This window comes from Agromyces arachidis (genome assembly GCF_052805135.1).
In genome coordinates this window covers 518460-540606 of the sequence record NZ_JBRBDK010000001.1, presented here as the reverse complement: position 1 = coordinate 540606, position 22147 = coordinate 518460, and the positions used below count along the sequence as shown (strand labels likewise).

Sequence of the window (22147 nt, the reverse complement as noted above, 5' to 3'; positions counted from 1 at the left end):
TCAGCGTCCTGCGAGCACGCGGTCGTAGAGCTGCCGGGTGGCCGTCGCGATCGCGTCCCACGCGAAGTGCTGCTCCGCGCGCAGGCGGCCCGCCGCCCCCATCTCCCGCGCGCGGACCGGTTCGCTGACGACCCGGGTCAGGGCCTCGGCGAGATCGGCGACGAACCGGTCCGGATCGAGCGGCGTCCCCGTCCCGTCGTCGTGCTGCTCGATGGGCACGAGCACGCCCGTGACGCCGTCGTCGACGACCTCCGGGATGCCGCCCGTGGCGGTGCCGACGACCGCGGCGCCGCACGCCATCGCCTCGAGGTTCACGATGCCGAGCGGCTCGTACACCGACGGGCAGACGAAGGCGGTCGCCGAGGTGAGCAGCGCCGTCAGCTCGCGTCGCGGCAGGTGGCGGTCGATCCAGACCACGCCCTCACGGGTCTCGGCGAGCTCGGCGACGAGGCCCGACACCTCGGCCATGATCTCCGGCGTGTCCGGGGCGCCCGCGCACAGGACCAGCTGCACGTCGGCCGGCAGCGACCGCGCCGCTCGCAGCAGGTAGGGCAGGCCCTTCTGGCGGGTGATGCGGCCGACGAAGACGATCGAGGGACGGTCGGGGTCGACGCCGAGCGAGCGGACCAGGTCGGGGTCGTCGTTCGGACGCCAGTCCGCGAGGTCGATGCCGTTGTACACCACCGACACGCGGTCGGGGTCGATGCCGGGATAGGACCGGAGGATGTCGCGGCGCATGCCGTCGCTCACCGCGACGACCGCGTCCGCGTCCTCGAAGGCGGTCTGCTCGACCCAGCTCGACACCCGGTATCCGCCGCCGAGCTGCTCTGCCTTCCACGGCCGGAGGGGCTCGAGGCTGTGCGCCGTGACGACGTGGGGGATGCCGTGGAGCTTCTTCGCGGTGAACCCGGCGAAGTTCGCGTACCACGTGTGCGAGTGCACCAGGTCGGCGCCGGCGGCATCCGCAGCCATCAGCAGGTCGACGCCCATCGTCGACAGGGCGGCGTTCACCTCGGCGAACTCGGCCGGCGTCCCGTAGCCGGTGGTGCCCTCCTCGTCGCGCGGTGCGCCGAAGCAGCGGACCCGCACGTCGGTGTCGCGGCGGAGTGCGCGGACCAGTTCGGCGACGTGCACCCCGGCCCCTCCGTAGATCTCGGGCGGGTACTCGCGGGTGAGCAGGTCGACGCGCATGCGGCAACGTTAGCCCGTTCGGGTCACGCGCCGTCAACCACCTGTCCCCCGCGGCATCCGTCTGACTACGCTGGGCACATGGTGGCGAACCGCAAGATCTTCGGCATTGTCCTCGCAGGCGGCGAAGGCAAGCGCCTGATGCCCCTCACGGAGGATCGGGCGAAGCCGGCCGTGCCGTTCGGCGGCCAGTACCGGCTCATCGACTTCGCGCTCTCGAACCTCGTGAACTCCGGACTCCGCCAGATCGTGGTGCTCACCCAGTACAAGTCCCACAGCCTCGACCGGCACGTGTCGCAGACATGGCACCTCGACGGCCTGCTCGGCTCCTACGTCGCATCGGTGCCCGCGCAGCAGCGACTCGGCAAGCGCTGGTTCTCGGGCTCGGCCGACGCCATCCTGCAGAGCCTCAACCTGATCTACGACGAGCAGCCCGACATCATCGTCGTGGTCGGCGCCGACCACGTCTACCGCATGGACTTCAGCGACATGATCCAGGCGCACATCGAGTCCGGGGCGGATGCCACGGTGGCCGCGATCCGCCAGCCCATCTCGCTCGCGAACCAGTTCGGCGTGATCGAGGTCGACCAGGACAACCCCGACCGCATCCACCGCTTCCTCGAGAAGCCGAGCGACCCGGAGGGCCTGCCCGACTCCCCGAACGAGGTGTTCGCCTCGATGGGCAACTACGTCTTCAACGCGGACGCGCTCATCGACGCGGTGCTGCGCGACGGCGAGCGGACCGACTCGAGCCACGACATGGGCGGCGACATCATCCCCGCCTTCGTCGCGCAGGGCAACGCGGGCGTGTACGACCTCAAGCGGAACGACGTGCCGGGGTCGACCGACCGCGACCGGTACTACTGGCGCGACGTGGGAACGATCGACTCGTTCTTCGAAGCCCACCAGGACCTGATCTCGGTGCTGCCCGTATTCAACCTCTACAACCGCGAGTGGCCCATCTTCAGCCAGCAGGTCAACTCGCCGCCCGCGAAGTTCACGCGCGACGCGCGTGGATCGCTCGGCACGGTGATCGACTCCATCGTCTCGCTCGGGTCGGTGATCTCGGGCGCCCACGTCGAACGCAGCGTGCTCGGACCGTGGGCCATCGTCGGGTCGGGGGCGAACGTGTCCGATTCGATCCTGTTCGACCGCGCGCGGATCGAGGCGGGCGCGACCGTGCGCCGCGCGATCCTCGACAAGGAGGTCGTCGTCGAGGAGGGGGCGCACATCGGCCTCAACCGGGCGGAGGACCTGGCGCGCGGCTTCGTCGTGACCGAGAGCGGCGTCACCGTGGTGGGCAAGGGCTCGCACGTCCGGGCCTCGTGAGGGCCGGCGCCGACGGCCGCCCGGGCGGCCTGCTCGTCGTGCTCGACGCCGACTCGACGCTGATCCGCGAGGAGGCCATCGAGCTGCTGGCCGGGGCCGCCGGCAGCCTCGAGCACGTCGCCGCGGTGACCGAGCGCGCGATGCGCGGCGAGCTCGACTTCGCCGCGAGCCTCCGCGAACGCGTCGCGACGCTCGCCGGGCTGCCCGTGTCGGAGGTGGAGGCCGCCCGTGCGCGGCTCACGCCGACGCCCGGCGTGCACGAGCTGATCGACGGGGTGCACGCCGCGGGCGGTCGTGTCGCCGTCGTCTCCGGCGGCTTCCACGAACTGCTCGATCCGCTCGCCGAGCGGCTGGGGCTCGACTTCTGCCGGGCGAACCGCCTGGAGGTCGCCGACGGCCGACTCACCGGCCGCGTGCAGGGCGCGATCGTCGACGCCGAGGCCAAGCGGCGCGCGCTCGAGGAGTGGGCCGCGGCATCCGGCACCCCGGTCTCGCGGACCATCGCGGTGGGCGACGGCGCGAACGACCTGCGCATGCTGGACCGCGCCGCGCTCGGCGTCGCCTTCTGCGCGAAGCCCGTCGTGCGGGCGCAGGCGGATGTCGCGATCGACCGGGTCGACCTCAGCGGCGTGCTCGCCCTCGCCGGCTTGCGCGGATAGCGCGCACCGCGTTCGAGCGGCGCCCCCTCAGCAGGAGGTCGTCACCGGGTTCTGCGGGCTCAGTGCCCCATGCCGAGGCCGCCGTCGACGGGGATGACGGCGCCCGAGATGTAGCCCGCGTCGTCGCCGGCGAGCCAGGCGACGACCCTGGCGACCTCCGCGGGCGTGGCGAATCGGCCCGCGGGGATGTTCTTCTTGTACTCGGCCTGCTGCTCGGCCGGCAGCGCGTCGGTCATGTCCGTCTCGATGAAGCCCGGTGCGACGACGTTGGCCGTGATGTTCCGGGCGCCGAGCTCGCGCGTGATCGACCGTGCCATGCCCACGAGGCCGGCCTTGGACGACGCGTAGTTCACCTGGCCCGCCCCGCCGAACAGCCCGACGACGCTCGAGATGAGCACGATGCGGCCGAAGCGCGCCTTGAGCATGCCCTTCGAGGCCCGCTTGACGACCCGGAAGGCACCGGTCAGGTTCGTGTCCACGACGCTCGTGAACTCGTCCTCGCTCATGCGCATGAGGAGGGTGTCGCGGGTGATGCCCGCGTTCGCGACGACGACCTCGACCGGGCCGAGCTCCGCCTCGATCTGGCTGAAGGCACGGTCCATCGACGCGGAATCGGTCACGTCGGCGTGCACCGTGAGGGCGCCCGCCGGCCCCTCGCCGGAACGGGCGGTCACGGCGACGCGGTGGCCCTGCGCGACGAACTCCTCGGCGATGGCGTATCCGATGCCGCGGTTGCCTCCGGTCACCAGCACGGTGCGGCTCGTGGTCATGGCGGACTCCGTCTCTTCCGGGGGATGAACGTCGAGGGCCGATCGGCCCGTCCCAGCATAGAGGTTGCCGTGTACGCGGCATCGGCCGCTGCATCGGACGTACCCTTGGAGGTGAGGAGCGCCGCCAGCCCCGGCGATCACCATGAAGCAGCAGCCCACCCAGTCGATCACCTCGCTGCCCGCATCGCCGGACGACGAGCGGCGGGCCCGCATGATCAAGTACTCGGTCATGATGGGGATCCGCGTGGCGTGCATCTTCGCCCTGCTGTTCGCGCAGGGCTGGTGGATCCTCGTGTTCGCGGCCGGAGCGATCTTCCTCCCCTACTTCGCGGTGGTCGTCGCGAACGTGGGAACGGTCCGTCGCGTCGACGAGGTGGCGCGCCCCGGCGGGCTCGTGCCGCTGCAACCGTCCGAGTACGACGTGCACGACGACCCTGCCGAGGACGGCGACCCGCGCTTCCGCGGCGCCCCCGACGACGAACCGCGCCAGGCGCGCCCCGAGGGGGACGCCGCGTGATCGGCTCGCTCGGCGCCGCCCCCGCGGGCGGCTGCTCCCGCGCGGGGTGCCACGACCCCGCGACGTGGCGCATCGACTGGCGCAATCCGCGCATCCACACCGGCGACCGGGTCAAGACCTGGCTCGCCTGCGACGAGCACGTGGCGTACCTCCGCGACTTCCTCGCGGCGCGATCCTTCCCCCTGGAGGTCCGGCCGTTCGAGTCGCCGACGGACGACGCCGAGCCGTCGTCCCGCGCGGAGGGCGGTGCGGCGTGAGCGGATGGCGCTTCCTCGCCTCCCCGAGATGGGCGGGCTACCTCGCACTCGTCGTGATCTTCGCGATCGCCTGCGCCGCGCTCGGAACCTGGCAGTTCAACCGTCGAGCCGAGGCCCTCGCCGAGGTCGCGCGCATCGACGCGAACTACGACGCCGACCCGGTCCCGGTCGCCGAGGCGCTGCCCGACCCGGAGTCGTTCGACATCGACCAGCGGTGGCAGGTCGTCGCGCTGTCCGGCGAGTACCTGCACGAGGAGGAGGTCGTGGTGCGCAACCGGCCGATGGGCGGCAGCACGGGCTTCGAGGTCCTGACCCCGCTCCGGCTCGAGGACGGCTCCGTGTTCGTCGTCGACCGCGGCTGGATCCCGCAGGACTCGTCCGGGCGTCCCTCCGAGGTGCCGCCGGCGCCGGACGGCCGGGTGGAGGTCGCCGCGCGGCTCAAGGCCGGCGAGCAGACGATCGCCGGGCGGACGTCCTCGGGCGCGGAGTTCGCGACGATCGACCTCGGCGAGCTCGCCGAGCGCATCGACGAGCCGACGTACACGGGCGCCTACGGCATCCTCGTCCAGTCCAGGTCGGAGGCCTCCGACCCGCCGATCGCGCTCCCCCGTCCCGTACGCGACGAGGGGCCGCACCTCTCGTACGCGCTGCAGTGGTTCGTGTTCGCCCTGATGGGCTTCGTCGCGCTCGGCTGGTTCGCGAACCAGGAGCGGAAGACGCTCGCGGCGGACGGCGCCGACCGCTCCGGCACTGGCCGGAGGCCCGCGGACCGCACGCGCGCTCCGGCGCCGCGCCGCGGCCGCAGCGACGCCGACGTCGAGGACGAGATCCTCGACCGGCGCTGAGCACCGCGGCATCCGCGGGCCCGGCGCCGCCGAACGCGTCGATCAGGCCATCGTGTCCAGGATGGCGACGAGCTGCTCGTAGGTCGTCATCGGGTTCACGATCGCGAACCGGGTGTTCGGGCGACCGGCGTGCGAGCTGGGCGTGACGAACGCGTGCTGTCGATCGAGCAGCCGCGCCGACCATGCGTCGTAGTCGGCCTTCGTCCAGCCCTCGCGCTCGAACACCACGACCGACAGCTGCGGGTCGCGCACGAGCCGGAACCCGTCGCGTCGCTCGATCTCCCGGGCGATGTCGTGCGCCAGGCGGATGGAGGCGGTGATGGCCTCCCGGTACGCCGCGGCGCCGTGCGTCGCGAGCGAGAACCACAGCGGCAGGCCCCGCGCACGCCGGGTGAGGTGCGCGGCGTAGTCCGACGGGCTCCACTCGCTCGTCTCGGTGAGCGTGTCGAGGTACTCCGCGTGCTGCGTGTGCGCGCGGCGTCCGGCTTCGGGGTCGCGGTAGATGAGCGCGCACGCGTCGAACGGCGCGAACAGCCACTTGTGCGGGTCGACGATCACCGAGTCGGCGCGCTCGACTCCGGCGAAGCGGTCGCGTGCGAGCGGCGACAGCATCGCGGCGAGGCCGTAGGCGCCGTCCACGTGCATCCAGAAGTCGAACTCGTCCTTGAGCGCGGCGATCGACGCGAGGTCGTCGACGATGCCGAAGTTGGTCGAGCCCGACGTGGCGACGACGGCGAAGACGGATGCCCCGTGCTCCTCGAGCGCGATCCGCACGGCATCGCCGCGCAGCATCCCGTCGTCGCCCGGCGCGACCGGGACCACGTCGACGTCCATGACCCGCGCGGCCGAGGCGATCGACGAGTGGGCCTCGGCACTGCAGAGGACCTTCCACCGGGCGGGCATCTCGCCGTCGGCGAGGGTGACCTGGAGCCGGGCGTGCTCGCGGGCGGCGACGAGGGCGGAGAGGTTGCCGAGCGTGCCGCCCTGGACGAACACGCCGCCGGCGGTCGCGGGAAGGCCGAACTCGCCGGCGAGCCACGCGAGCACCTCGTTCTCGGCGTGCACGGCGCCGGCGCCCTCGAGCCAGGATCCGCCGTAGAGCGCGCTCGCGGAGACGACGAGGTCGAACGCGATCGCCGCCTTCGTCGGCGCCGTGGGGATGAACGAGAGGTACTGGGGGTGGTCGGTGGTGATGCACGCCGGCGCGAGCACGTGCTCGAAGCGCGCGAGCGCTCGCTCGGCGCCGATCCCGTGCTCGTCGATGCTGCGCCCGGCGAGGCGGCCGAGCTCGAAGTCCGAGATCGGCTTGTCCAGCGGGGTGTCGGTCGCGAGGATCCGCCGTCGCGAGTAGTCGAGCACGAGGTCGACGAGCCCGGTGGTCTCGGGCGAGACCTCGTGCATGCGGGTGGGGCGGACGGGGTCGGTCGCGTCAGCGGTGGTCATGCGGCATTCCCTCCGATCGAACTGGAGCCTGCGCAAGTGTGCGCAATCCCGGGACGGAACGCAAATCCTTGGCACGAACGTTCGATTGGGCGCTGCATCCGGTGCGTTCGCGTCGCTCGCGCGCACGATTCGTGCGCCGACATGCTCACACCGGAACGACGCCCCATCGCGGTTCCGTCGCGGGTCAGGCGAGCTCGATGAGCTCCTGGTACTCGCGGCTCCAGTGGTCCTCGACGCCGTCCGGCATGATGAGCACCCGCTCGGGGTTCAGCGCCTCGACCGCGCCGGGGTCGTGGGAGACGAGCACCACGGCGCCCTCGTAGTGCGCGAGCGCATCCAGGATCTCGGACCGGCTCGCCGGGTCGAGGTTGTTGGTGGGCTCGTCGAGGAGCAGCACGTTGGCTCCGGAGACCACGATCATCGCCAGCGCGAGGCGCGTCTTCTCGCCGCCGGAGAGGACCCCGGCGGGCTTGTGGACGTCGTCGCCGGTGAACAGGAACGACCCGAGCACCTTGCGCGCCTCGGTCTCGGTGAGGTTCGGCGAGGCGCTCACCATGTTCTGCAGCACGGTGCGGGCGACGTCCAGCGTCTCGTGCTCCTGGGCGTAGTAGCCGACGCGCAGCCCGTGGCCCGCGTCGACGACGCCCGTGTCGGGCCGATCGACGCCGGCGAGGATCCGCAGCAGGGTCGTCTTGCCCGCGCCGTTCAGGCCGATGATGACGACCTTCGAGCCGCGGTCGATCGCCAGGTCGACGGCGGTGAAGATCTCCAGCGAGCCGTAGCTCTTCGAGAGGTCGGCCGCGGTGAGCGGCGTGCGACCGCAGGGCGCCGGCGTCGGGAATCGGAGCTTCGCGACGCGGTCGACCTGGCGCACCTCCTCGAGGCCCGAGAGGAGCTTCTCCGCCCGCGCGACCATCTGGTGGGCGGCCGCCGCCTTCGATGCCTTGGCGCCGAACTTCGCGGCCTGCTGGCGCAGGGCGTCGGCCTTCTTCTCGGCGTTGACGCGCTCCTTCTTCCGGCGCTCCTCGTCGGCGGCGCGCTGGCGCAGGTAGTGCTTCCAGCCCATGTTGTAGACGTCGATCAGCGAGCGATTGGCGTCGAGGTAGAACACGCGGTTCACCACCTCCCCGACGAGCTCGACGTCGTGGCTGATGACGATGACGCCGCCCTTGTAGTTCTTCAGGAAGTCCCTGAGCCATACGACCGAGTCGGCGTCGAGGTGGTTGGTCGGCTCGTCGAGGATCATCGTGTCGGCGTCGGAGAACAGGATGCGCGCGAGCTCGATGCGCCGGCGCTGCCCGCCGGAGAGGGTCTTCAACGGCTGGTCGAGGATGCGGTCGGGCAGGTTGAGGTTCGATGCGATCGACGCCGCCTCGGCCTCGGCGGCGTACCCGCCGAGTGCCTGGAACCGGTCGGTGAGCGTGCCGTAGCGCTTCATCGCCTTCTCGGCGACGGCCGGGTCGTCGGAGCCCATGCGCTCGGACGCCTCGCGCATGCCGAGGACGAGCGACCCGAGTCCGCGTGCGTCGAGGATGCGGGTCCGGGCGAGCATCTCGGGGTCCCCCGAGCGCGGGTCCTGCGGCAGGTAGCCGATCTCTCCCGATCGGTCGATGCGCCCGCCGGTCGGCAGCGTCTCGCCCGCGAGGGTCTTCGTCAGCGTGGTCTTCCCGGCGCCGTTGCGGCCCACGAGGCCGATCTTGTCCCCGTCGGAGACGCGGAAGCTCACGTTCTCCATGAGCAGGCGCGCGCCCACGCGGATCTCGAGGTCATGGACGGCGAGCACGGTCGACCTCCGGTCGGATGGGCTTGGGTGACGTGCCGAGCGGCACAGCCCTCCAGTCTAGCGGGCACGACGGATGCCGCGTGTCGGCGGTCCGCGCCAGACTGGGCGCATGCCGGCCACCGGGTCCCCCGCGCTGCGCGCCGCTCGCATCGCGGCGCACGGCTTCCGCTCCCCCGCCGACGACGCCGTCGCCGTGGTGGAGCGGCTCGGCGCGGTGCAGGCGCAGGACCTGCCCGCGGCGAGATGGGCGCTGGGCAGCCGGATGGCCGTGCCCGACGCGCAGGCCGTCGATGCCGCGATCGAATCGAGGCGGATCGTGCGGTCCTGGCCGATGCGCGGCACGCTGCACCTCCTGCCGTCGCGGATGCTGCGCCCCGTCCTCGGGCTCACCGCCGCACGGGTGCTCGCAGCGGCCCGGACGAGGCGCGCGCGACTCGGCCTCGGCGATGCGGAGTACCGCATCGCCCGCGACACTGCCGAGGGACTGCTCGAGGGCGGCGGCAGCGCGTCGCGCGACGAGCTCGCGGCGGCCTGGCAGGCCGCCGGTCTCCGGATGGAGGGCCAGCGTACGTACCACCTCATCTGGTGGCTGGCGCTCGACGCCGTGCTCTGCTGCGGCCCGGTCGAGGGGCGCGCGCAGCGCTTCGCCCTGCTCGACGACTGGGCGCCGGCGATGCCGGACGAGCCGCGCGACCGCGACGAGACCCTCGGCAGCCTGTTCGCCGCCTATGTCGCCGGTCACGGGCCCGCGACCATCGCCGACTTCGCGTGGTGGTCCGGGCTCACCAAGGGCGACGCCCGAGCGGCGCTCGGCGCGGCGTCCGGCGAGGTGGAGCGGTTCCCCGGCGACGAGGACCGGTATGTCTCAGCCGGTTCCGTTGATGCCGCCGCAGCGCGACCGCACGGTGCCCTGGCGCTGGCCGCCTTCGACGAGTACTTCCTCGGGTACGCCGACCGTTCGCCCGTCTGCGATCCCCGGTACGCCGGGCAGGTGATCCCCGGGGGCAACGGCGTGTTCCAGCCGCTGCTCGTCCTCGACGGCCGAGTGGTCGGCACGTGGGGCCGAGCGGGAACGCCGGCAAGGCCGAGGGTGCGGCTGGACTGGTTCGAGGCGATGCCCGCGTCCGCATCCGGTCGATTCGCCCGGCCGATCCGATCGTGGGCCCGGTTCCACGGCCTCGAACTGCACGGCCTCGACCACTCGGTCGGGTGAACGACGAGACGGGCGGCCGGGGCCGAGGCCCGGACCGCCCGTCGGGTCGCCGTGCGCTCAGTCCTCGACGAGCGCGGCCTGGATCTCGAGGGTGATGGTGACCTTCTCGCCCACGAGGACGCCGCCGGTCTCCAGCGCGGCGTTCCAGGACAGGCCGAAGTCCTCGCGGTCGATCACGGTCTTCGCGGTGGCGCCGCCCTTGTAATTGCCGTACGGGTCGGTGCCGAAGCCGCCGAAGTCGAAGTCGAACGTGACGGGCTTGGTCACGCCCTTGATCGTCAGGTCGCCGTCCACCTTGAAGTCGCCGTCCACCACGCGGACGCCGGTGGAGACGAACTCGATCGTCGGGAACCGCTCGGCCTCGAAGAAGTCGTTGGTGCGCAGGTGCGCGTCGCGGTTCGGCTCGTTGGTGTTGATCGACACGACCTCGGCCGTCGCGCTCACGCGCGAGTCGAGGGGGTCGGCACCGGTGACGAACGTGGCGTCGAACCGCTCGAACTTCCCCTTCACCTTGCTGATCATGAGGTGACGGACGCTGAACGCGACCTCGCTGTGCGTCGGGTCGACCTTCCAGGTGCCCGCCTTGTAGCCGGGGATCTCGATCGTCGTCTCGGTGGTGGTCATGCAGTCTGCTCCTTCGTCGCATTCGAGGCCGGATGCGGCCACGTTGAATGCAAACGCATAGAGCGGTCGGATCTATTCCGAGTCGGTCGAGGCCAGTTCCCGTCGGAGTTCGAGCACGCGCGTCGCGGCCTCGTCGAGGCGTGCTTCCGGGATCCGACCGGACGCGACCGCCTCCGCGACCGACCCGGCCAGGCCGTCGACGCTGATGCCGAACTCCGACGGGTCCGCCGGGAGCACGTAGAGCAGCAGGTCGCCTCCGGCCGCGAGCGCGCGCACCGCGTTCTCTCCGGGATCGGCGTACTCGGCCAGGCCGTTGTGCTGCAGCATCAGCATGTCGTCGGTCACGACCACGCCGTCGAACCCGAGCTCCTCACGGAGGATCCGGTGCCATTCCGGTGAGAGCGACGCGGGCGCGGCATCCACCGACGGATAGGCGAGGTGCCCGGTCATCACGAGTTCGACCTCGGCCTCGATCGCCGCGGCGAACGGCAGGGCCGGGCCGGCGCGCCACTCGTCCAGCGACAGCGATGCGGACGGCACCGAGACGTGCGAGTCCCCCGGCGCCGCCCCGTGGCCGGGGAAGTGCTTGACGGTGCTCGCGACCATCCCGCGCTCGCCGTCGACTGCGGCGGCCACGCGGTCGCCGGCCGCCTGCGGGTCGGTGCCGAGCACGCGATCGAAGATGAACGACGCCGGATCCGACGTGACGTCGGCGACGATGCCGAAGTTGAGGTTGACCCCGGATGCCGCGAGCGCGGCCGCCCGCGCGGCGAACGCGTCGCCCGCCGCCTCGACCGGCTGGTCCCGGAGCACCCACGGTGCGGGAGCCGGGTCCCAGTCGATGCGGCTCACGATGCCGCCCTCCTGGTCGATGCCGACCAGCGTGGCCGCCTCGGGGTCGACCTGGAGCTCTGCGGTGAGCGCCGCGAGCGAGGCCTCGTCGCCGGGCATGTTGTCGCCCATGAGGATGACGCCGGCGATCCCCTCGTCGAGGAGCGCGCGCATGGCGCCGGGCTCGGTCCCCGGGGCGTGCATCATCATCACCGATGCGGCCTTCTCCTCGACGGTCATCGCGGCGACGCGTTCGGCCGCCCAGTCCGCCGCATCCTGTGGCGTCGGGGTCGGCGAGGGCGCCGCACTCGGCGACGACGTGCTCGGACCGGGATCGGCCGGCGACGGCGCCGCGCACCCCGCGAGCGCTCCCGTCCCGACGAGGGCGAGTACGGTGAGGGTCGATCGGAGGCTCCGGCGCACCCGGCGAGTCTACGCGGCCCGCCTGTCCGATTCCCGGGCGCCGGCGAGGGAGAACGGACCTGATGGACACGAACGAGGACCGGGCGATCCTCCGCAGGCACGCGGCGGACGGCACGCTCATGGCCGGCGGTGCCGCGGCGATCCTCCTGCAGCTCGCCGACCCGAGGGTCGCCGCCGGCGTCGCCCGCCACAGCGGGTTCCGCGAGCGCCCGCTCGACCGGCTCGCCGGCACGCACGCCTACCTGACCGCGCTCGTGTTCGGCGACGAGGACGATGTCCGGCACGTGGTCCGCGTCGTCGACGCCCGGCACGGCCGGGTGCACGGCGACGCGCCGGGGTCGTACGACGCCCGGGACCCCGACGCCCAGCGATGGGTCGCGGCCACGCTGCTCGCGGTGGCGCTGGAGTTCGAGGAGCGCACCATCGGCCGGCGGCTCGACACCGCGACCGCCGATTCGCTCGTCCGGGGGTACGCGCCGATCGCGGCGAGATTGCAGGGGTCGGCGGCCGGATGGCCGGCCTCGCGGGCCGAGTTCGACGCGTGGTGGGCGTCGCGGCTCGCCGGACTCGAGGTGGGCCACGACGCACGCGCCGTCGCCCGCGACCTGCTGGCGGGGACCGGGCTGCCGCCGGCCCTGCGCGCGCTCATGCCCGCGGTGCGACTCATCACCGCCTCGCTCCTTCCTCACGAGCTGCGCCGCGCGTACGGCTTCCGATGGACCCCCCGGGCACGGCGCGCGGCCGCGGCCTGGCTTCGGGGGCTGGGCGTCGCGCGACGCGTCCTACCCCCGGTCGTCCGCGCACTCCCCACGCTGATCTCGCTCCGTCGGCTGCGACGGCGCAGCCGGTACGCTGGGACCGAACTACGAGGACGAGGATGACCCAGCAGGCAGCACACCGAGGCGAACCGCTCGATGCGATCGATCGCCGGATCGTCGCCGAGCTCAGTCGCGACGGACGGCTGTCGGTCCGCACGCTCGCGGAGCGCGTCCACATCTCGCGCACCGCGGCGCACAACCGGGTGCTCGCGCTGCAGCAGCGCGGCGTCATCACCGGCTTCGGAGCGCAGATCGACCGCAAGGCGATCGGGCTGAACATCTCGGCGCTCGTCGTCGTGCGCATCGGCGACGTCTCGTGGGAGGCGATCGCCGCGAAGCTCGCCACGCTCCCGTTCGTCGAGAAGGTGCAGGCGGTCTCGGGCGACATCGACATCATGCTCACCGTGAGCGCTCCCGACCACGAGCAGCTGAGCCAGGCCATCCTGCGCGACATCCACGACATGCCCGGCGTGGTCTCGACCAGGTCGCACCTCATCCTCGCCGAGATCGACGGTCGGCCGCCCGCGCAGTCCCTGGACATCTGGCGCTCCTGAGCCGCTGCCGGCGGACGACCGGCACCCGTTGGCCGCGCTGCGTGCCGTTCGTTCACGGTTGCCGCGCACCTCCAGCGGGCATGGTGCATGCTGCCGCACCATGGCCGTATGAGCCTCAACGTCGAGCATCACGAACCACGGGTCCTGCCCTCCGAGAAGCCCCTACGCCTCCTCGACAACGCGGGGCACGCGTTGCGCGGCCGGGAGACCGGCGGGTTCGAGCTGCCGCCGGTGGAGACCCTCCTCGAGCTGTACCGCCGGATGGTGATCGCGCGCCGGTTCGACGTCCAGGTCACGGCGCTCACCAAGCAGGGTCGGCTCGCCACCTACCCGTCGGCCTACGGCCAGGAGGCCTGCGAGATCGGCGTGGTCTCCGCCATCGCCGCCGACGACTGGTTCTTCCCCACCTATCGCGACAGCATCGCGCTGCTCACACGAGGCCTCGAACCCGGCGAGATCCTGCAGTCCTTCCGCGGCGACTGGCACAACGGCTGGGACCAGCACGCGCGCCGCACCGCGTCGATGGCCACCCCGCTCGCGACCCAGGCGCTGCACGCCGTCGGACTCGCGCACGCCGCCCGGCTCCGCCGCGACCCGATCGTCACCCTCACCTTCATGGGCGACGGGTCGACGAGCGAGGGCGATGCCCACGAGGCGTTCAACTTCGCCGCGGTCTGGCAGACGCCGACGGTGTTCCTCGTGCAGAACAACCAGTTCGCGATCAGCACGCCGCTCGCCCGGCAGACGCGCGCGACGACCCTCGCCGACAAGGCGGTCGGCTACGGCATGCCCGGGTACCACGTCGACGGCAACGACATCGCGGCGATGTACGCGGTCGCCTCCGCCGCCGTCGAACGCGCGCGCTCGGGCGGCGGCCCCACGCTGATCGAAGGGCTGACGTACCGCATCGAGTCCCACACGAACTCCGACGACCCGACCCGCTACCGCCAGAGCCGCGAGGTCGAGCACTGGAAGCGTCGCGACCCCATCGAGCGCCTCGAGAAGTACCTCGTGTCGGAGGGCGCGCTCACCGACGAGGTCCGGGCGGAGATCGGCGAAGCCGCCGAGGCGCTCGCCGCGCGGACCCGCGAGTCGATGAACGTCGCGCCCGAGCTCGACCCGCTCGAGCTGTTCGACCACGTCTACGCGACCCCCCGCGCTGCGCTCCGAGAGCAGCGCGCCGCGCTCGAGGCCGAGCTCGCCGCCCACGCCCAGCACGCCGGAACGGAGGTGGCCGCGCGATGAGCCAGGCCGCGACCGAACGCGCCGCGGATGCCGCGGCATCCGCCCCGCAGCCGATGACCATGGCGGGCGCCCTGAACGCAGCGCTCCGCGACGCGATGGAGGCCGACGACCGCGTCGTCGTCTACGGCGAGGACGTCGGCCCGCTCGGCGGCGTGTTCCGCGTCACCGACGGGCTGCAGGCGGCCTTCGGCGACGATCGCGTCTGGGACTCGCCGCTGGCCGAGTCCGGCATCGTCGGCACGGCCGTCGGCATGGCCATGTACGGCATGCGTCCCGTCGTCGAGATGCAGTTCGACGCGTTCAGCTATCCGGCGTTCGAGCAGATCGTCTCGCACGTGGCGAAGATGCGGAACCGCACCAAGGGCAACGTGAGCCTCCCCATGGTCATCCGCATCCCGTGTGCGGGCGCCATCGGCGGCGTGGAGCACCACTCCGACTCCTCCGAGGCGTACTGGGCGGCGACGCCCGGTCTGACCGTCGTGATGCCGTCCAACCCCGCCGACGCGTACTCGATGCTCCGCGAGGCCATCGAGAGCGACGACCCCGTCGTGTTCATGGAGCCGAAGAGCCGCTACTGGTCCAAGGCGAGCCTCGAGCTCCCCGTGCGCACCGAGCCGATGGATCGGGCGAAGGTCGTCCGCGAGGGTTCGGACGTCACCCTGATCGGGTACGGCCCGACCGTGCGGACGGCGCTCGACGCGGCATCCGCCGCCGAGGCCGAGGGCCTCTCGATCGAGGTGGTCGACCTGCGGAGCCTGTCGCCGTTCGACGACGAGACCGTGAGCGCGTCGGTCCGCAAGACGTCGCGCGCGGCGGTGATCCACGAGGCCGCGCAGTTCGGCGGCTACGGCGCCGAGGTCGCCGCGCGCCTGACCGAGCGCAACTTCTTCCACCTCGCCGCGCCGATCCTGCGGATCACCGGGTACGACATCCCGTACCCCTCGCCCAAGCTCGAGGAGCACTACCTGCCGACGCCCGACCGCGTGCTCGACGCGATCGCCTCCTGGGAATGGGACCTCGCATGAGCGGCCACGAGTTCATCCTGCCCGACCTCGGCGAGGGGCTGACCGAAGCCGAGGTCGTCGCCTGGCTCGTCCAGCCCGGCGACGAGGTGCACGTCGACCAGCCGGTGGTCGAGCTCGAGTCGGCCAAGTCGGTGGTGCAGCTGCCGACGCCCATCGCGGGCGTCGTGGAGGCGCTCGGCGGCGAGGTCGGCCAGGTGCTGCACGCGGGCGAGGTGCTGCTGCGGCTCACGCCGGTCGGCACTGCGGCCGGCACGCCCGACGCCGGGGCCGGACCGGAAGCGGAGAGCGCCGCGCCGGTCGCGGCCGAGCCCGGCATCGCGGTGCCGACGGATGCCGCGGGCGAGGAGTCCGGGGCCGTGCTCATCGGCTACGGCACCCGCACCGCCGCCGCCTCCGCTCGCGCGGCGGATGCGCCGTCGCGGTTCGGGCGCCGCCGCGGGTCGGATCGCGAGCCGACCGATGCGGTCGCGAAGGGGACCGCCGCGCCGGACCGCCGGGCGGAGGCCGAAGCGGGCACCGGAGACGACGACCGCGGCGGGGTGGACGAACCGCAGGGCGTGCTCGAGCACGGGCGGCACTCCCCCGTGATCTCGCCGATCGTCCGGCGACTCGCGCGCGAGCACGGGTTCGACGCGAGCGAGCTGCTCGGGTCCGGGCCCGACGGGCTCGTCACCCGAGGCGACGTCGAGTCGTTCATCCGGGAACTCGACGAGGCCCGCTCCGCGCCCGCCGGCCCTGCCGTCGGCACCGCCCCGGCCTCGGCGCCCGACACCGCACCGGCCCCCGAGTCGAGCGACCGCCGCGTGCCGCTCGACCGCCTGCAGCGGGCGGCTGCGTCGCATTTCGCCCGCTCGCGCCGCGAGATCCCCGAGGCGACGGTGTGGATGGACGTCGACGCGACCGAGCTGCTCGCCGCGAAGCGCCAGCTCCAGGAGGCGACCGGCGAGCGGTTCGGGATGACGGCGCTCGTCGCCCGCTTCGTGGTCGCCGGGCTCAAGCGGCATCCGTCGCTGAACGCGAGCTTCGACGCCGAGCGCGACGAACTCGTGCTGCACTCGGCGGTGAACCTGGGCCTGGCCGCGCAGACGCCGCGCGGCCTGCTGGTGCCCGTCGTGCACGGGGCGGAGCGGATGTCGCTGCGCGAACTCCGCGACGCCGTGCAGCGCCGGACCGACGAGGCGTCCACGGGCGCGTTCCCGCCCGACGCCCTCGCCGGCGGCACGTTCACGCTGAACAACTACGGCAGCCTCGGGGTCGACGGCTCGGCCGCGATCATCAACCACCCGGAGGCCGCCATGCTCGGGATCGGACGGCTCGTGTCGCGCCCGTGGGTCGTCGATGGGGAACTCGCCGTCCGCACGGTGACGGAGCTGACCATCTCGTTCGACCACCGCGTGTGCGACGGCGCCGAGGCGGCGGGATTCCTCACCTACGTCGCCTCGTGCATCGAGCGACCGATCTCGCTGCTCGCCGATCTCTGACGGCTGACGCGGATCGAGGCGCACTCCGTGTGGAGTGCGCCTCGATCGTTTCCGGGCTCCCGCCGGTCTAGAAGAAGTCGTCGGGCGTGCCGGCCGCGCGCTCGACGTCACGGGTGTCGACGCCGGCCGCCCCCAGCTTCGAGACGGCCAGGCGGAGTCCTGATTCCATCTGGGCCGCCCACGCGTCGGACTCCCGTGCGATCGCCTCGGCGCTTCGGGCGCGCGCCTCGGCTGCGTCGGCGGCCCGCCGAGCGTCGGAGACCTGCCGGAGCGCGAGCGAGATGCCGTAGTACGCGGCGACCATGGTGGCGATGGGCGCCGCGACGATCGCGAGCGCACTGACTCCCGAGGCATCGGGTGCGAACGCCAGAACGAGGGCGAAGGCCAGGAAGAGCACGACGATCGCCGCGAGGACGACGGACATGAACCGCAGGTCGCGACTCCAGGCCGCGGCGCGTGCGGTGGTCGCGGGTCGGGTCGAAGCCGCCCCGGCCGCCGACACCTCGTCGGCGCCGAGCACGGCGGTGTCGCCGTGACCGGGTTCGAGGAGCCCGGATTCGGAAGGACGGATGCTGGTGTCGCTCATCGGCGGGGCCCCCTGGGTTCGGATCGTCTCCCCATTGTCGTGCGGCCCTCGTGAGGCGGTCAAGGAAGCGCGCCGGGGGCGTCGATGCCGCGTCGGAGGCGGATGTCGGCGGGTGCTGAGACCATCTCAGTATGGGAGTCGTGGAACTGAGGCAGGCGCGGCAGGTCGCGGTCGGCGACACGCTCGTCAACGCCGGCGGCCGGTCATACGAGGTCGTGAAGCTGGCGCGGATCGGCCGCGGCATCCGTGTCGAGTACGTCGACCATGACGGCCGGCGCGGTCGATTCACCGCCGCACCGGATTCGGTGCTGCGAGTGCGCGTCGCCGCCGTCGTCTGACGCCGGGGAACGACGAAGGCCGGTGCGATGCACCGGCCTTCGTCGTGTTCAGTTGGTGGATCTGAGGGGACTCGAACCCCTGACCCCCTGCATGCCATGCAGGTGCGCTACCAGCTGCGCCACAGACCCGTTCGGGATGCCGCCCCGTGCGGGGCAACGGATTCAGCGTACACCAGCCTCCGGCCCGAAATGAAATCGAGGCGGCCTCACGGTTGCGCGTTCGCGGCACGACCCGTGGAGCTGCCGTCGCGCTCCACGAGGGGGCCGACCGGGATCGCCGGGCAGTCGCGCCACAGTCGCTCGAGCCCGTAGTAGAGACGCTCCTCCTGATGGAACACGTGCACCACGAGGTCGCCGAAGTCGAGCAGGGCCCAGCGGCCTCCGTCGCGCCCCTCGCGACGCACGACGTCCTGCCCGGCCTCCCTGACCGACTCCACGACGGCGTCGGCGATGGCCACGACGTTGCGCTCCGAGTTGCCGCTGACGAGCAGGAACACGTCGGCGAACGGCAGCGGCTCGGACACGTCCAGCGCGACCAGGTCCTCACCTCCCTTGGCATCGGCCGCGCGGGCGGCGACGGCGAGTAGGCGGTGTGCGTGGTCGGATGCGGTCATGTACTCGACTTCCTGGTTGCCTTCTGCATACGCGCTCAGAACAGGCCCGCGACGGCGCCGATGACGAGCGTCGCGACGACGCCCAGGGCCAGCACGCCGGCCGTCACCGCGAGGACGAGCGGGACGTTCATGCCCTCCTTGGACGGCGGGGCCATCATCGCGCGGTTCTGCCCCTGGGTGCTGATCGCGCGGGTCGCGGAGATCGGCGCCACGCCCGTCCCCACGTCCTCGACGGCGTCGAACATCCGGTCGACGTCGGCCGAATCGATCTGGCTGGGGTGGACGCCGGTCGCGCCGTAGCTGCGCGGCAGGTCGATCGAACCCGTGACCATGATCTCGCCGCTCGGGGCGAGCGGAGTGCCGAGGGCGCCGTGGTCCGGCAGCGTGGGCAGGATCAGCGCGTTGGTCGTCGTGGGGACGCCGCGGGGCGAGCCCCCTCGCGACAGCAGCTGGTCGTAGGGCTCCTCCCGGTCGTCCGGGAGGTTGAGCTGCGAGGTCCAGTGCCCGACGGGCTTCGGCGCCGCGACGGGCTCGTCGAGACCGGCGTCGACGGTGGTGTGCGGCGCGGCGGCGCGCTGCGGCGCATGCTGCTGCGGCTGGGGCCGTTGCGGCTGCGACTGCGACTGCGGCGGCGGTCCGCGGCGTTCCTCGGGACGCTGGGCGGGGCCCGAAGCGGGCGGCCGCTGCGGGGCCGGTCCGCGGGCCGGCGCGGGCCGCGACATCTCGTCGAGCTCGTCGTCACCCTCGACGCGCTCTCCCGAGTGGGCGTCGAGCATGGCGCGGAGCTCACGACGCGTGAGCGTGCGTTCTGGCGTGGTGAGCTGCGAGGGCGCCGGACCGGGTGCTCCGGTCCGGACGCCGGGCTGCTGCGGGCGAGGCTGGCCTGCGGGTGCCGGCATCGCTCCCGAGGCGGTCGCCGAACGCTGGCCGTGCTGCTGCGGCGGAAGGGGGCCGGAGGCGGTCGGGCCGCCTCCGCCTCTCGGCGGCGTGCGCGGCGCGGGCGGCAGCGTGTCGTAGTGCTGCGGCGCCTGGCCGCTCGGGCGCGGGGGTGTGCTCCCCCACGACTGCGGCGGCCGCTGGCCGCCGGACTGGCGAGGGTCCACCGGGCGGCGTTCCGGCGGAGGACCGCCCTGGGGACCGCGCGGCGGTGGTCCGGTCGGCGCGTCCCGCGTGGGAGCGGCCGGATACCCGCCGCCCTGGGGCGCGCCGGGGTGCTGCGGCTGCGGCCGCTGCGGAGGCGGGGCCGACTGCGGCGCGGGACCGCGCTGCGCGGTCTCGCCCGGGTGTCCGGCCGCGGCTTCGGCGCGCTGCTGCTCGCGGACCCGCTCGCGCTCGCGGATCTCGCGGCGCGTGAGCGGCGGTTCCTGCGACGTCATTCGACACTCCGGTAGAGGTGGTGCTTGGAGATGTACTGGACGACCCCGTCAGGCACCAGATACCACACCGGGAAACCCCGGCGCGTCCGATCCCGGCAGTCCGTCGACGAGATCGCCAGCGCCGGTACTTCCAGCAAGCTTACGTCTTGCTCCGGCAAACCCGAAACGGACAGGACGTGTCCCGGACGACTCACAGCGACGAAGTGGGCGAGCGACCAGAGCTCCTCGACGTCCTTCCAGGAGAGGATCTGGGCGATCGCGTCGGCCCCCGAGATGAAGAACAGGTCGGCGGCGGGCCGTTCGGCGCGGATGTCGCGGAGCGTGTCGATCGTGTACGTGGGCTTCTGCCGGTCGATGTCGACCCGGCTCACCGTGAAGCGCGGATTCGACGCCGTGGCGATGACGGTCATGAGGTACCGGTGCTCCGCCGGCGTGACCACTTCCTTGTAGTACGGCCGCCCGGTGGGGACGAACACGACCTCGTCGAGGTCGAACGACTGCGCGGCCTCGCTCGCCGCCACGAGGTGCCCGTGGTGGATCGGGTCGAACGTCCCGCCCATCACGCCGATACGGGATCGGCGCGTCGCGGTGGTCACGGCAGTGCCGCCGACCTCAGTGACCGCCGTGCTCCGCTCCCGAGTGACGCGCGGCGTACGCCGCGGCCTTCGCGCGGTGACGGTTCGCGACGTCGCGGTACGAGTAGGTGACGGCGCCGAGGGCGAAGAAGATCACGAGGACGATGATGCCGTAGACGAACGGCTCGAACGGGAGTTCGCGCGCGAACTCGGTCTCGGTGAACACCGTGCTCGTCAGCACTGCCGTCGCAAGGCTCATCGCCGCTCCTTCAGGTCTCGCGGATGTCGCTCCGGACAGTCTAGCGGTCCCGCCGCCGGCCTTCATCGCGGTCGGCGCTCGACCACGTCACGCCCGGGCGTGTCCGGCGCCGCGCACGATCCACTTCGAGCTGGTCAGCTCGGGCAGGCCCATGGGCCCCCGCGCGTGCAGCTTCTGCGTCGAGATGCCCACCTCGGCGCCGAAGCCGAACTCGGCGCCGTCGGTGAAGCGGGTGGACGCGTTCACCATCACGGCCGCGGCGTCCACCTCGTCGAGGAAGCGCTCCGCGTTGGCGAGGTCGTTCGTGATGATCGACTCGGTGTGCTTCGTCGAGTAGCGGCGGATGTGCGCGAGCGCGTCGTCGAGCGAGTCGACGATCCCGACGGACAGGTCCAGGCTCATGTGCTCGGTGGCCCAGTCCTCGTCGGTGGCGGGCACCGCGGACGGGTGCAGCGCGCGCACCCGCTCGTCGCCGTGGACGGTGACGCCGGAGTCCTCCAGCCGTGCGAGCACCGCGGGCAGCACCCGCTCCGCGGCGTCGGCGTGGACGAGCAGCGTCTCGAGGGCGTTGCACACGCTGGGTCGCTGCACCTTGGCGTTGTGGACGAGGTCGACCGACCAGTCCTCGCGGGCGCTGGCGTCGAGGAACATGTGCACGACTCCCGCGCCGGTCTCGATGACGGGCACCGTCGCCTCGTCGACGACCGCACGGATGAGCGCGGCGCTGCCGCGCGGGATCAGCACGTCGACGTACTCCCGCGCGCGCATGAGGTGCCGCGCCCCGTCGCGGCCGAAGTCGTCGACGGTCTGGACCGCCTCGCCGGGGAGGCCGGCGGACGCGATCGCCTCGCGGAGGACGTCGACGAGCACGGCGTTCGTGCGCTCCGCCGCGGAGCCGCCGCGGAGGACGACGGCGTTGCCGCTCTTGAGCGCGAGCGCCGCGATGTCGACCGTGACGTTGGGCCGCGCCTCGTAGATGGCGCCGACCACGCCGAGGGGAACGCGCACCTGCTCGATGCGGACGCCGTTCGGCAGCGTGCGACCGGTCAGGGTCTGCCCCACCGGGTCGGTGAGGGCGACGACGTCGAGCACCGCGTCGGCGATGGCGCCGACCCGGCGCTCGTCGAGCATGAGCCGGTCGAGCAGGCCCTCGGCGAGCCCGTCGCGGCGTCCGGCCTCGAGGTCGGCGGCGTTCGCCGCGACGATCTCGCCGACCCGCGCGCGAAGCTGCGCCGCGATGGCCTCGAGCGCGGCGTCCTTCTCGGCGGTCGTGGCTCGCGCGAGCCGGCGCGATGCCTCCTTCGCGGCGGCGAGGCGCTCGTCGAGGACGGCCGCGAGGCGCGCCTCGAAGTCCATGGCGGGGTCGATCCGGACGTCGGTCATGCTGCCAGCCT

Annotated in this window: 24 protein-coding genes and 1 tRNA gene; 12 read left to right on the top strand and 13 right to left on the bottom strand. The window is 72.6% G+C overall.

The genetic code is table 11. The annotated features are described in order from the left end of the window. Window positions 1-1191, bottom strand: coding sequence for a glycogen synthase (gene glgA / locus ACUY4T_RS02590; protein WP_446017320.1), 1191 nt, complete (start codon window positions 1189-1191; stop codon window positions 1-3). A 78-nt stretch (window positions 1192-1269) separates the two neighbouring features. Here glgA and glgC point away from each other — a divergent pair, with 78 nt between their 5' ends. Both glgC and serB read left to right on the top strand, forming a co-directional pair. After that, a complete protein-coding gene (glgC, locus tag ACUY4T_RS02585; RefSeq protein WP_446017319.1) occupies window positions 1270-2517 on the top strand; it encodes a glucose-1-phosphate adenylyltransferase in 1248 nt (415 codons plus the stop codon). Next, window positions 2514-3176, top strand: a complete 663-nt coding sequence (serB, locus tag ACUY4T_RS02580; protein ID WP_446017318.1) for a phosphoserine phosphatase SerB — start codon at window positions 2514-2516, stop codon at window positions 3174-3176. The genes glgC and serB overlap by 4 nt, the downstream gene beginning before the upstream one ends. 59 nt (window positions 3177-3235) lie before the next feature. Here serB and ACUY4T_RS02575 read toward each other — a convergent pair whose 3' ends face one another. Then, window positions 3236-3946: a beta-ketoacyl-ACP reductase gene (locus ACUY4T_RS02575; protein WP_446017317.1), complete on the bottom strand. Its 711-nt coding sequence runs from the start codon at window positions 3944-3946 to the stop codon at window positions 3236-3238. Window positions 3947-4088: 142 nt separating this feature from the next. Here ACUY4T_RS02575 and ACUY4T_RS02570 point away from each other — a divergent pair, with 142 nt between their 5' ends. From ACUY4T_RS02570 to ACUY4T_RS02560, 3 genes are read left to right on the top strand one after another with little or no spacing between them, the layout of a single operon-like run. Next, window positions 4089-4463 carry a DUF3099 domain-containing protein gene (locus ACUY4T_RS02570; RefSeq protein WP_446017316.1) on the top strand — a complete coding sequence of 125 codons (375 nt, stop codon included), beginning with the start codon at window positions 4089-4091 and terminating at the stop codon, window positions 4461-4463. Continuing rightward, window positions 4463-4720, top strand: a complete 258-nt coding sequence (locus tag ACUY4T_RS02565) for a hypothetical protein (protein WP_446017413.1) — start codon at window positions 4463-4465, stop codon at window positions 4718-4720. Before ACUY4T_RS02570 ends, ACUY4T_RS02565 begins: the two co-directional genes overlap by 1 nt. After that, on the top strand, window positions 4717-5565 hold the full coding sequence (locus ACUY4T_RS02560) for an SURF1 family cytochrome oxidase biogenesis protein (protein ID WP_446017315.1): 849 nt from the start codon (window positions 4717-4719) through the stop codon (window positions 5563-5565). The genes ACUY4T_RS02565 and ACUY4T_RS02560 overlap by 4 nt, the downstream gene beginning before the upstream one ends. 42 nt (window positions 5566-5607) lie before the next feature. Here ACUY4T_RS02560 and ACUY4T_RS02555 read toward each other — a convergent pair whose 3' ends face one another. Next, entirely contained in the window at window positions 5608-7008 is a 1401-nt protein-coding gene (locus ACUY4T_RS02555) for a pyridoxal phosphate-dependent decarboxylase family protein (protein ID WP_446017314.1), read from the bottom strand. Between the two features lie 184 nt (window positions 7009-7192). Beyond that, complete coding sequence (locus ACUY4T_RS02550) at window positions 7193-8791, bottom strand: ABC-F family ATP-binding cassette domain-containing protein (protein WP_446017313.1); 1599 nt, start codon at window positions 8789-8791, stop codon at window positions 7193-7195. A 109-nt stretch (window positions 8792-8900) separates the two neighbouring features. Here ACUY4T_RS02550 and ACUY4T_RS02545 point away from each other — a divergent pair, with 109 nt between their 5' ends. Beyond that, window positions 8901-10004, top strand: coding sequence for a winged helix DNA-binding domain-containing protein (locus tag ACUY4T_RS02545; RefSeq protein ID WP_446017312.1), 1104 nt, complete (start codon window positions 8901-8903; stop codon window positions 10002-10004). Between the two features lie 57 nt (window positions 10005-10061). Here the strand turns inward: ACUY4T_RS02545 and ACUY4T_RS02540 are convergent, their stop codons facing one another. Further along, window positions 10062-10628 carry a YceI family protein gene (locus tag ACUY4T_RS02540; protein ID WP_446017311.1) on the bottom strand — a complete coding sequence of 189 codons (567 nt, stop codon included), beginning with the start codon at window positions 10626-10628 and terminating at the stop codon, window positions 10062-10064. Window positions 10629-10700: 72 nt separating this feature from the next. After that, window positions 10701-11882: a glycoside hydrolase family 3 N-terminal domain-containing protein gene (locus tag ACUY4T_RS02535; RefSeq protein WP_446017310.1), complete on the bottom strand. Its 1182-nt coding sequence runs from the start codon at window positions 11880-11882 to the stop codon at window positions 10701-10703. A 62-nt stretch (window positions 11883-11944) separates the two neighbouring features. On the opposite strand from ACUY4T_RS02535, the gene ACUY4T_RS02530 reads away from it, so the two are divergent. The 5 genes from ACUY4T_RS02530 to ACUY4T_RS02510 all read left to right on the top strand — a co-directional run bounded on the left by ACUY4T_RS02530 (window position 11945) and on the right by ACUY4T_RS02510 (window position 17005). Further along, entirely contained in the window at window positions 11945-12763 is an 819-nt protein-coding gene (locus ACUY4T_RS02530) for an oxygenase MpaB family protein (RefSeq protein WP_446017309.1), read from the top strand. Continuing rightward, on the top strand, window positions 12760-13254 hold the full coding sequence (locus ACUY4T_RS02525; protein WP_446017308.1) for an Lrp/AsnC family transcriptional regulator: 495 nt from the start codon (window positions 12760-12762) through the stop codon (window positions 13252-13254). Before ACUY4T_RS02530 ends, ACUY4T_RS02525 begins: the two co-directional genes overlap by 4 nt. Before the next feature lie 108 nt (window positions 13255-13362). Further along, window positions 13363-14499, top strand: coding sequence for a pyruvate dehydrogenase (acetyl-transferring) E1 component subunit alpha (pdhA, locus tag ACUY4T_RS02520; RefSeq protein ID WP_446017307.1), 1137 nt, complete (start codon window positions 13363-13365; stop codon window positions 14497-14499). Then, the gene (locus ACUY4T_RS02515; RefSeq protein WP_446017306.1) at window positions 14496-15524 is read left to right on the top strand and encodes an alpha-ketoacid dehydrogenase subunit beta; all 1029 of its coding nucleotides are present in this window, start codon (window positions 14496-14498) and stop codon (window positions 15522-15524) included. The genes pdhA and ACUY4T_RS02515 overlap by 4 nt, the downstream gene beginning before the upstream one ends. After that, window positions 15521-17005, top strand: a complete 1485-nt coding sequence (locus ACUY4T_RS02510; protein ID WP_446017305.1) for a dihydrolipoamide acetyltransferase family protein — start codon at window positions 15521-15523, stop codon at window positions 17003-17005. The genes ACUY4T_RS02515 and ACUY4T_RS02510 overlap by 4 nt, the downstream gene beginning before the upstream one ends. A gap of 67 nt (window positions 17006-17072) precedes the next feature. Here the strand turns inward: ACUY4T_RS02510 and ACUY4T_RS02505 are convergent, their stop codons facing one another. Further along, window positions 17073-17591 (bottom strand): hypothetical protein, encoded by a 519-nt coding sequence (locus ACUY4T_RS02505; protein ID WP_446017304.1) that lies wholly within the window; start codon window positions 17589-17591, stop codon window positions 17073-17075. A 131-nt stretch (window positions 17592-17722) separates the two neighbouring features. Here ACUY4T_RS02505 and ACUY4T_RS02500 point away from each other — a divergent pair, with 131 nt between their 5' ends. After that, window positions 17723-17929, top strand: a complete 207-nt coding sequence (locus tag ACUY4T_RS02500) for a hypothetical protein (protein WP_446017303.1) — start codon at window positions 17723-17725, stop codon at window positions 17927-17929. Between the two features lie 53 nt (window positions 17930-17982). On the opposite strand, the gene ACUY4T_RS02495 is transcribed toward ACUY4T_RS02500, so the two are convergent. The 6 genes from ACUY4T_RS02495 to ACUY4T_RS02470 form a co-directional block, all read right to left on the bottom strand. Continuing rightward, window positions 17983-18058: transfer RNA gene (locus tag ACUY4T_RS02495), tRNA-Ala, on the bottom strand. A 77-nt stretch (window positions 18059-18135) separates the two neighbouring features. Beyond that, the gene (gene rsfS, locus ACUY4T_RS02490; RefSeq protein ID WP_446017302.1) at window positions 18136-18543 is read right to left on the bottom strand and encodes a ribosome silencing factor; all 408 of its coding nucleotides are present in this window, start codon (window positions 18541-18543) and stop codon (window positions 18136-18138) included. Between the two features lie 35 nt (window positions 18544-18578). Next, on the bottom strand, window positions 18579-19442 hold the full coding sequence (locus tag ACUY4T_RS02485; RefSeq protein WP_446017301.1) for a hypothetical protein: 864 nt from the start codon (window positions 19440-19442) through the stop codon (window positions 18579-18581). Window positions 19443-19915: 473 nt separating this feature from the next. Further along, window positions 19916-20515, bottom strand: coding sequence for a nicotinate-nucleotide adenylyltransferase (nadD, locus tag ACUY4T_RS02480; protein ID WP_446017300.1), 600 nt, complete (start codon window positions 20513-20515; stop codon window positions 19916-19918). 16 nt (window positions 20516-20531) lie between these two features. Then, window positions 20532-20753 (bottom strand): hypothetical protein, encoded by a 222-nt coding sequence (locus tag ACUY4T_RS02475; protein WP_446017299.1) that lies wholly within the window; start codon window positions 20751-20753, stop codon window positions 20532-20534. 87 nt (window positions 20754-20840) lie between these two features. Further along, window positions 20841-22136, bottom strand: coding sequence for a glutamate-5-semialdehyde dehydrogenase (locus tag ACUY4T_RS02470; protein ID WP_446017298.1), 1296 nt, complete (start codon window positions 22134-22136; stop codon window positions 20841-20843). Window positions 22137-22147: the final 11 nt, after the last annotated feature.

Excerpts from the sequence above, each read along its gene's own strand:
- glgA (WP_446017320.1), bottom strand. The coding sequence starts at position 1,191 with ATGCGCGTCGACCTGCTCACCCGCGAGTACCCGCCCGAGATCTACGGA.
- glgC (WP_446017319.1), top strand. The coding sequence starts at position 1,270 with ATGGTGGCGAACCGCAAGATCTTCGGCATTGTCCTCGCAGGCGGCGAA.
- ACUY4T_RS02575 (WP_446017317.1), bottom strand. The coding sequence starts at position 3,946 with ATGACCACGAGCCGCACCGTGCTGGTGACCGGAGGCAACCGCGGCATC.
- ACUY4T_RS02570 (WP_446017316.1), top strand. The coding sequence starts at position 4,089 with ATGAAGCAGCAGCCCACCCAGTCGATCACCTCGCTGCCCGCATCGCCG.
- ACUY4T_RS02555 (WP_446017314.1), bottom strand. The coding sequence starts at position 7,008 with ATGACCACCGCTGACGCGACCGACCCCGTCCGCCCCACCCGCATGCAC.
- ACUY4T_RS02545 (WP_446017312.1), top strand. The coding sequence starts at position 8,901 with ATGCCGGCCACCGGGTCCCCCGCGCTGCGCGCCGCTCGCATCGCGGCG.
- ACUY4T_RS02540 (WP_446017311.1), bottom strand. The coding sequence starts at position 10,628 with ATGACCACCACCGAGACGACGATCGAGATCCCCGGCTACAAGGCGGGC.
- ACUY4T_RS02530 (WP_446017309.1), top strand. The coding sequence starts at position 11,945 with ATGGACACGAACGAGGACCGGGCGATCCTCCGCAGGCACGCGGCGGAC.
- ACUY4T_RS02525 (WP_446017308.1), top strand. The coding sequence starts at position 12,760 with ATGACCCAGCAGGCAGCACACCGAGGCGAACCGCTCGATGCGATCGAT.
- pdhA (WP_446017307.1), top strand. The coding sequence starts at position 13,363 with ATGAGCCTCAACGTCGAGCATCACGAACCACGGGTCCTGCCCTCCGAG.
- ACUY4T_RS02515 (WP_446017306.1), top strand. The coding sequence starts at position 14,496 with ATGAGCCAGGCCGCGACCGAACGCGCCGCGGATGCCGCGGCATCCGCC.
- ACUY4T_RS02510 (WP_446017305.1), top strand. The coding sequence starts at position 15,521 with ATGAGCGGCCACGAGTTCATCCTGCCCGACCTCGGCGAGGGGCTGACC.
- ACUY4T_RS02505 (WP_446017304.1), bottom strand. The coding sequence starts at position 17,591 with ATGAGCGACACCAGCATCCGTCCTTCCGAATCCGGGCTCCTCGAACCC.
- ACUY4T_RS02500 (WP_446017303.1), top strand. The coding sequence starts at position 17,723 with ATGGGAGTCGTGGAACTGAGGCAGGCGCGGCAGGTCGCGGTCGGCGAC.
- rsfS (WP_446017302.1), bottom strand. The coding sequence starts at position 18,543 with ATGACCGCATCCGACCACGCACACCGCCTACTCGCCGTCGCCGCCCGC.
- ACUY4T_RS02485 (WP_446017301.1), bottom strand. The coding sequence starts at position 19,442 with ATGCCGGCACCCGCAGGCCAGCCTCGCCCGCAGCAGCCCGGCGTCCGG.
- ACUY4T_RS02475 (WP_446017299.1), bottom strand. The coding sequence starts at position 20,753 with ATGAGCCTTGCGACGGCAGTGCTGACGAGCACGGTGTTCACCGAGACC.
- ACUY4T_RS02470 (WP_446017298.1), bottom strand. The coding sequence starts at position 22,136 with ATGACCGACGTCCGGATCGACCCCGCCATGGACTTCGAGGCGCGCCTC.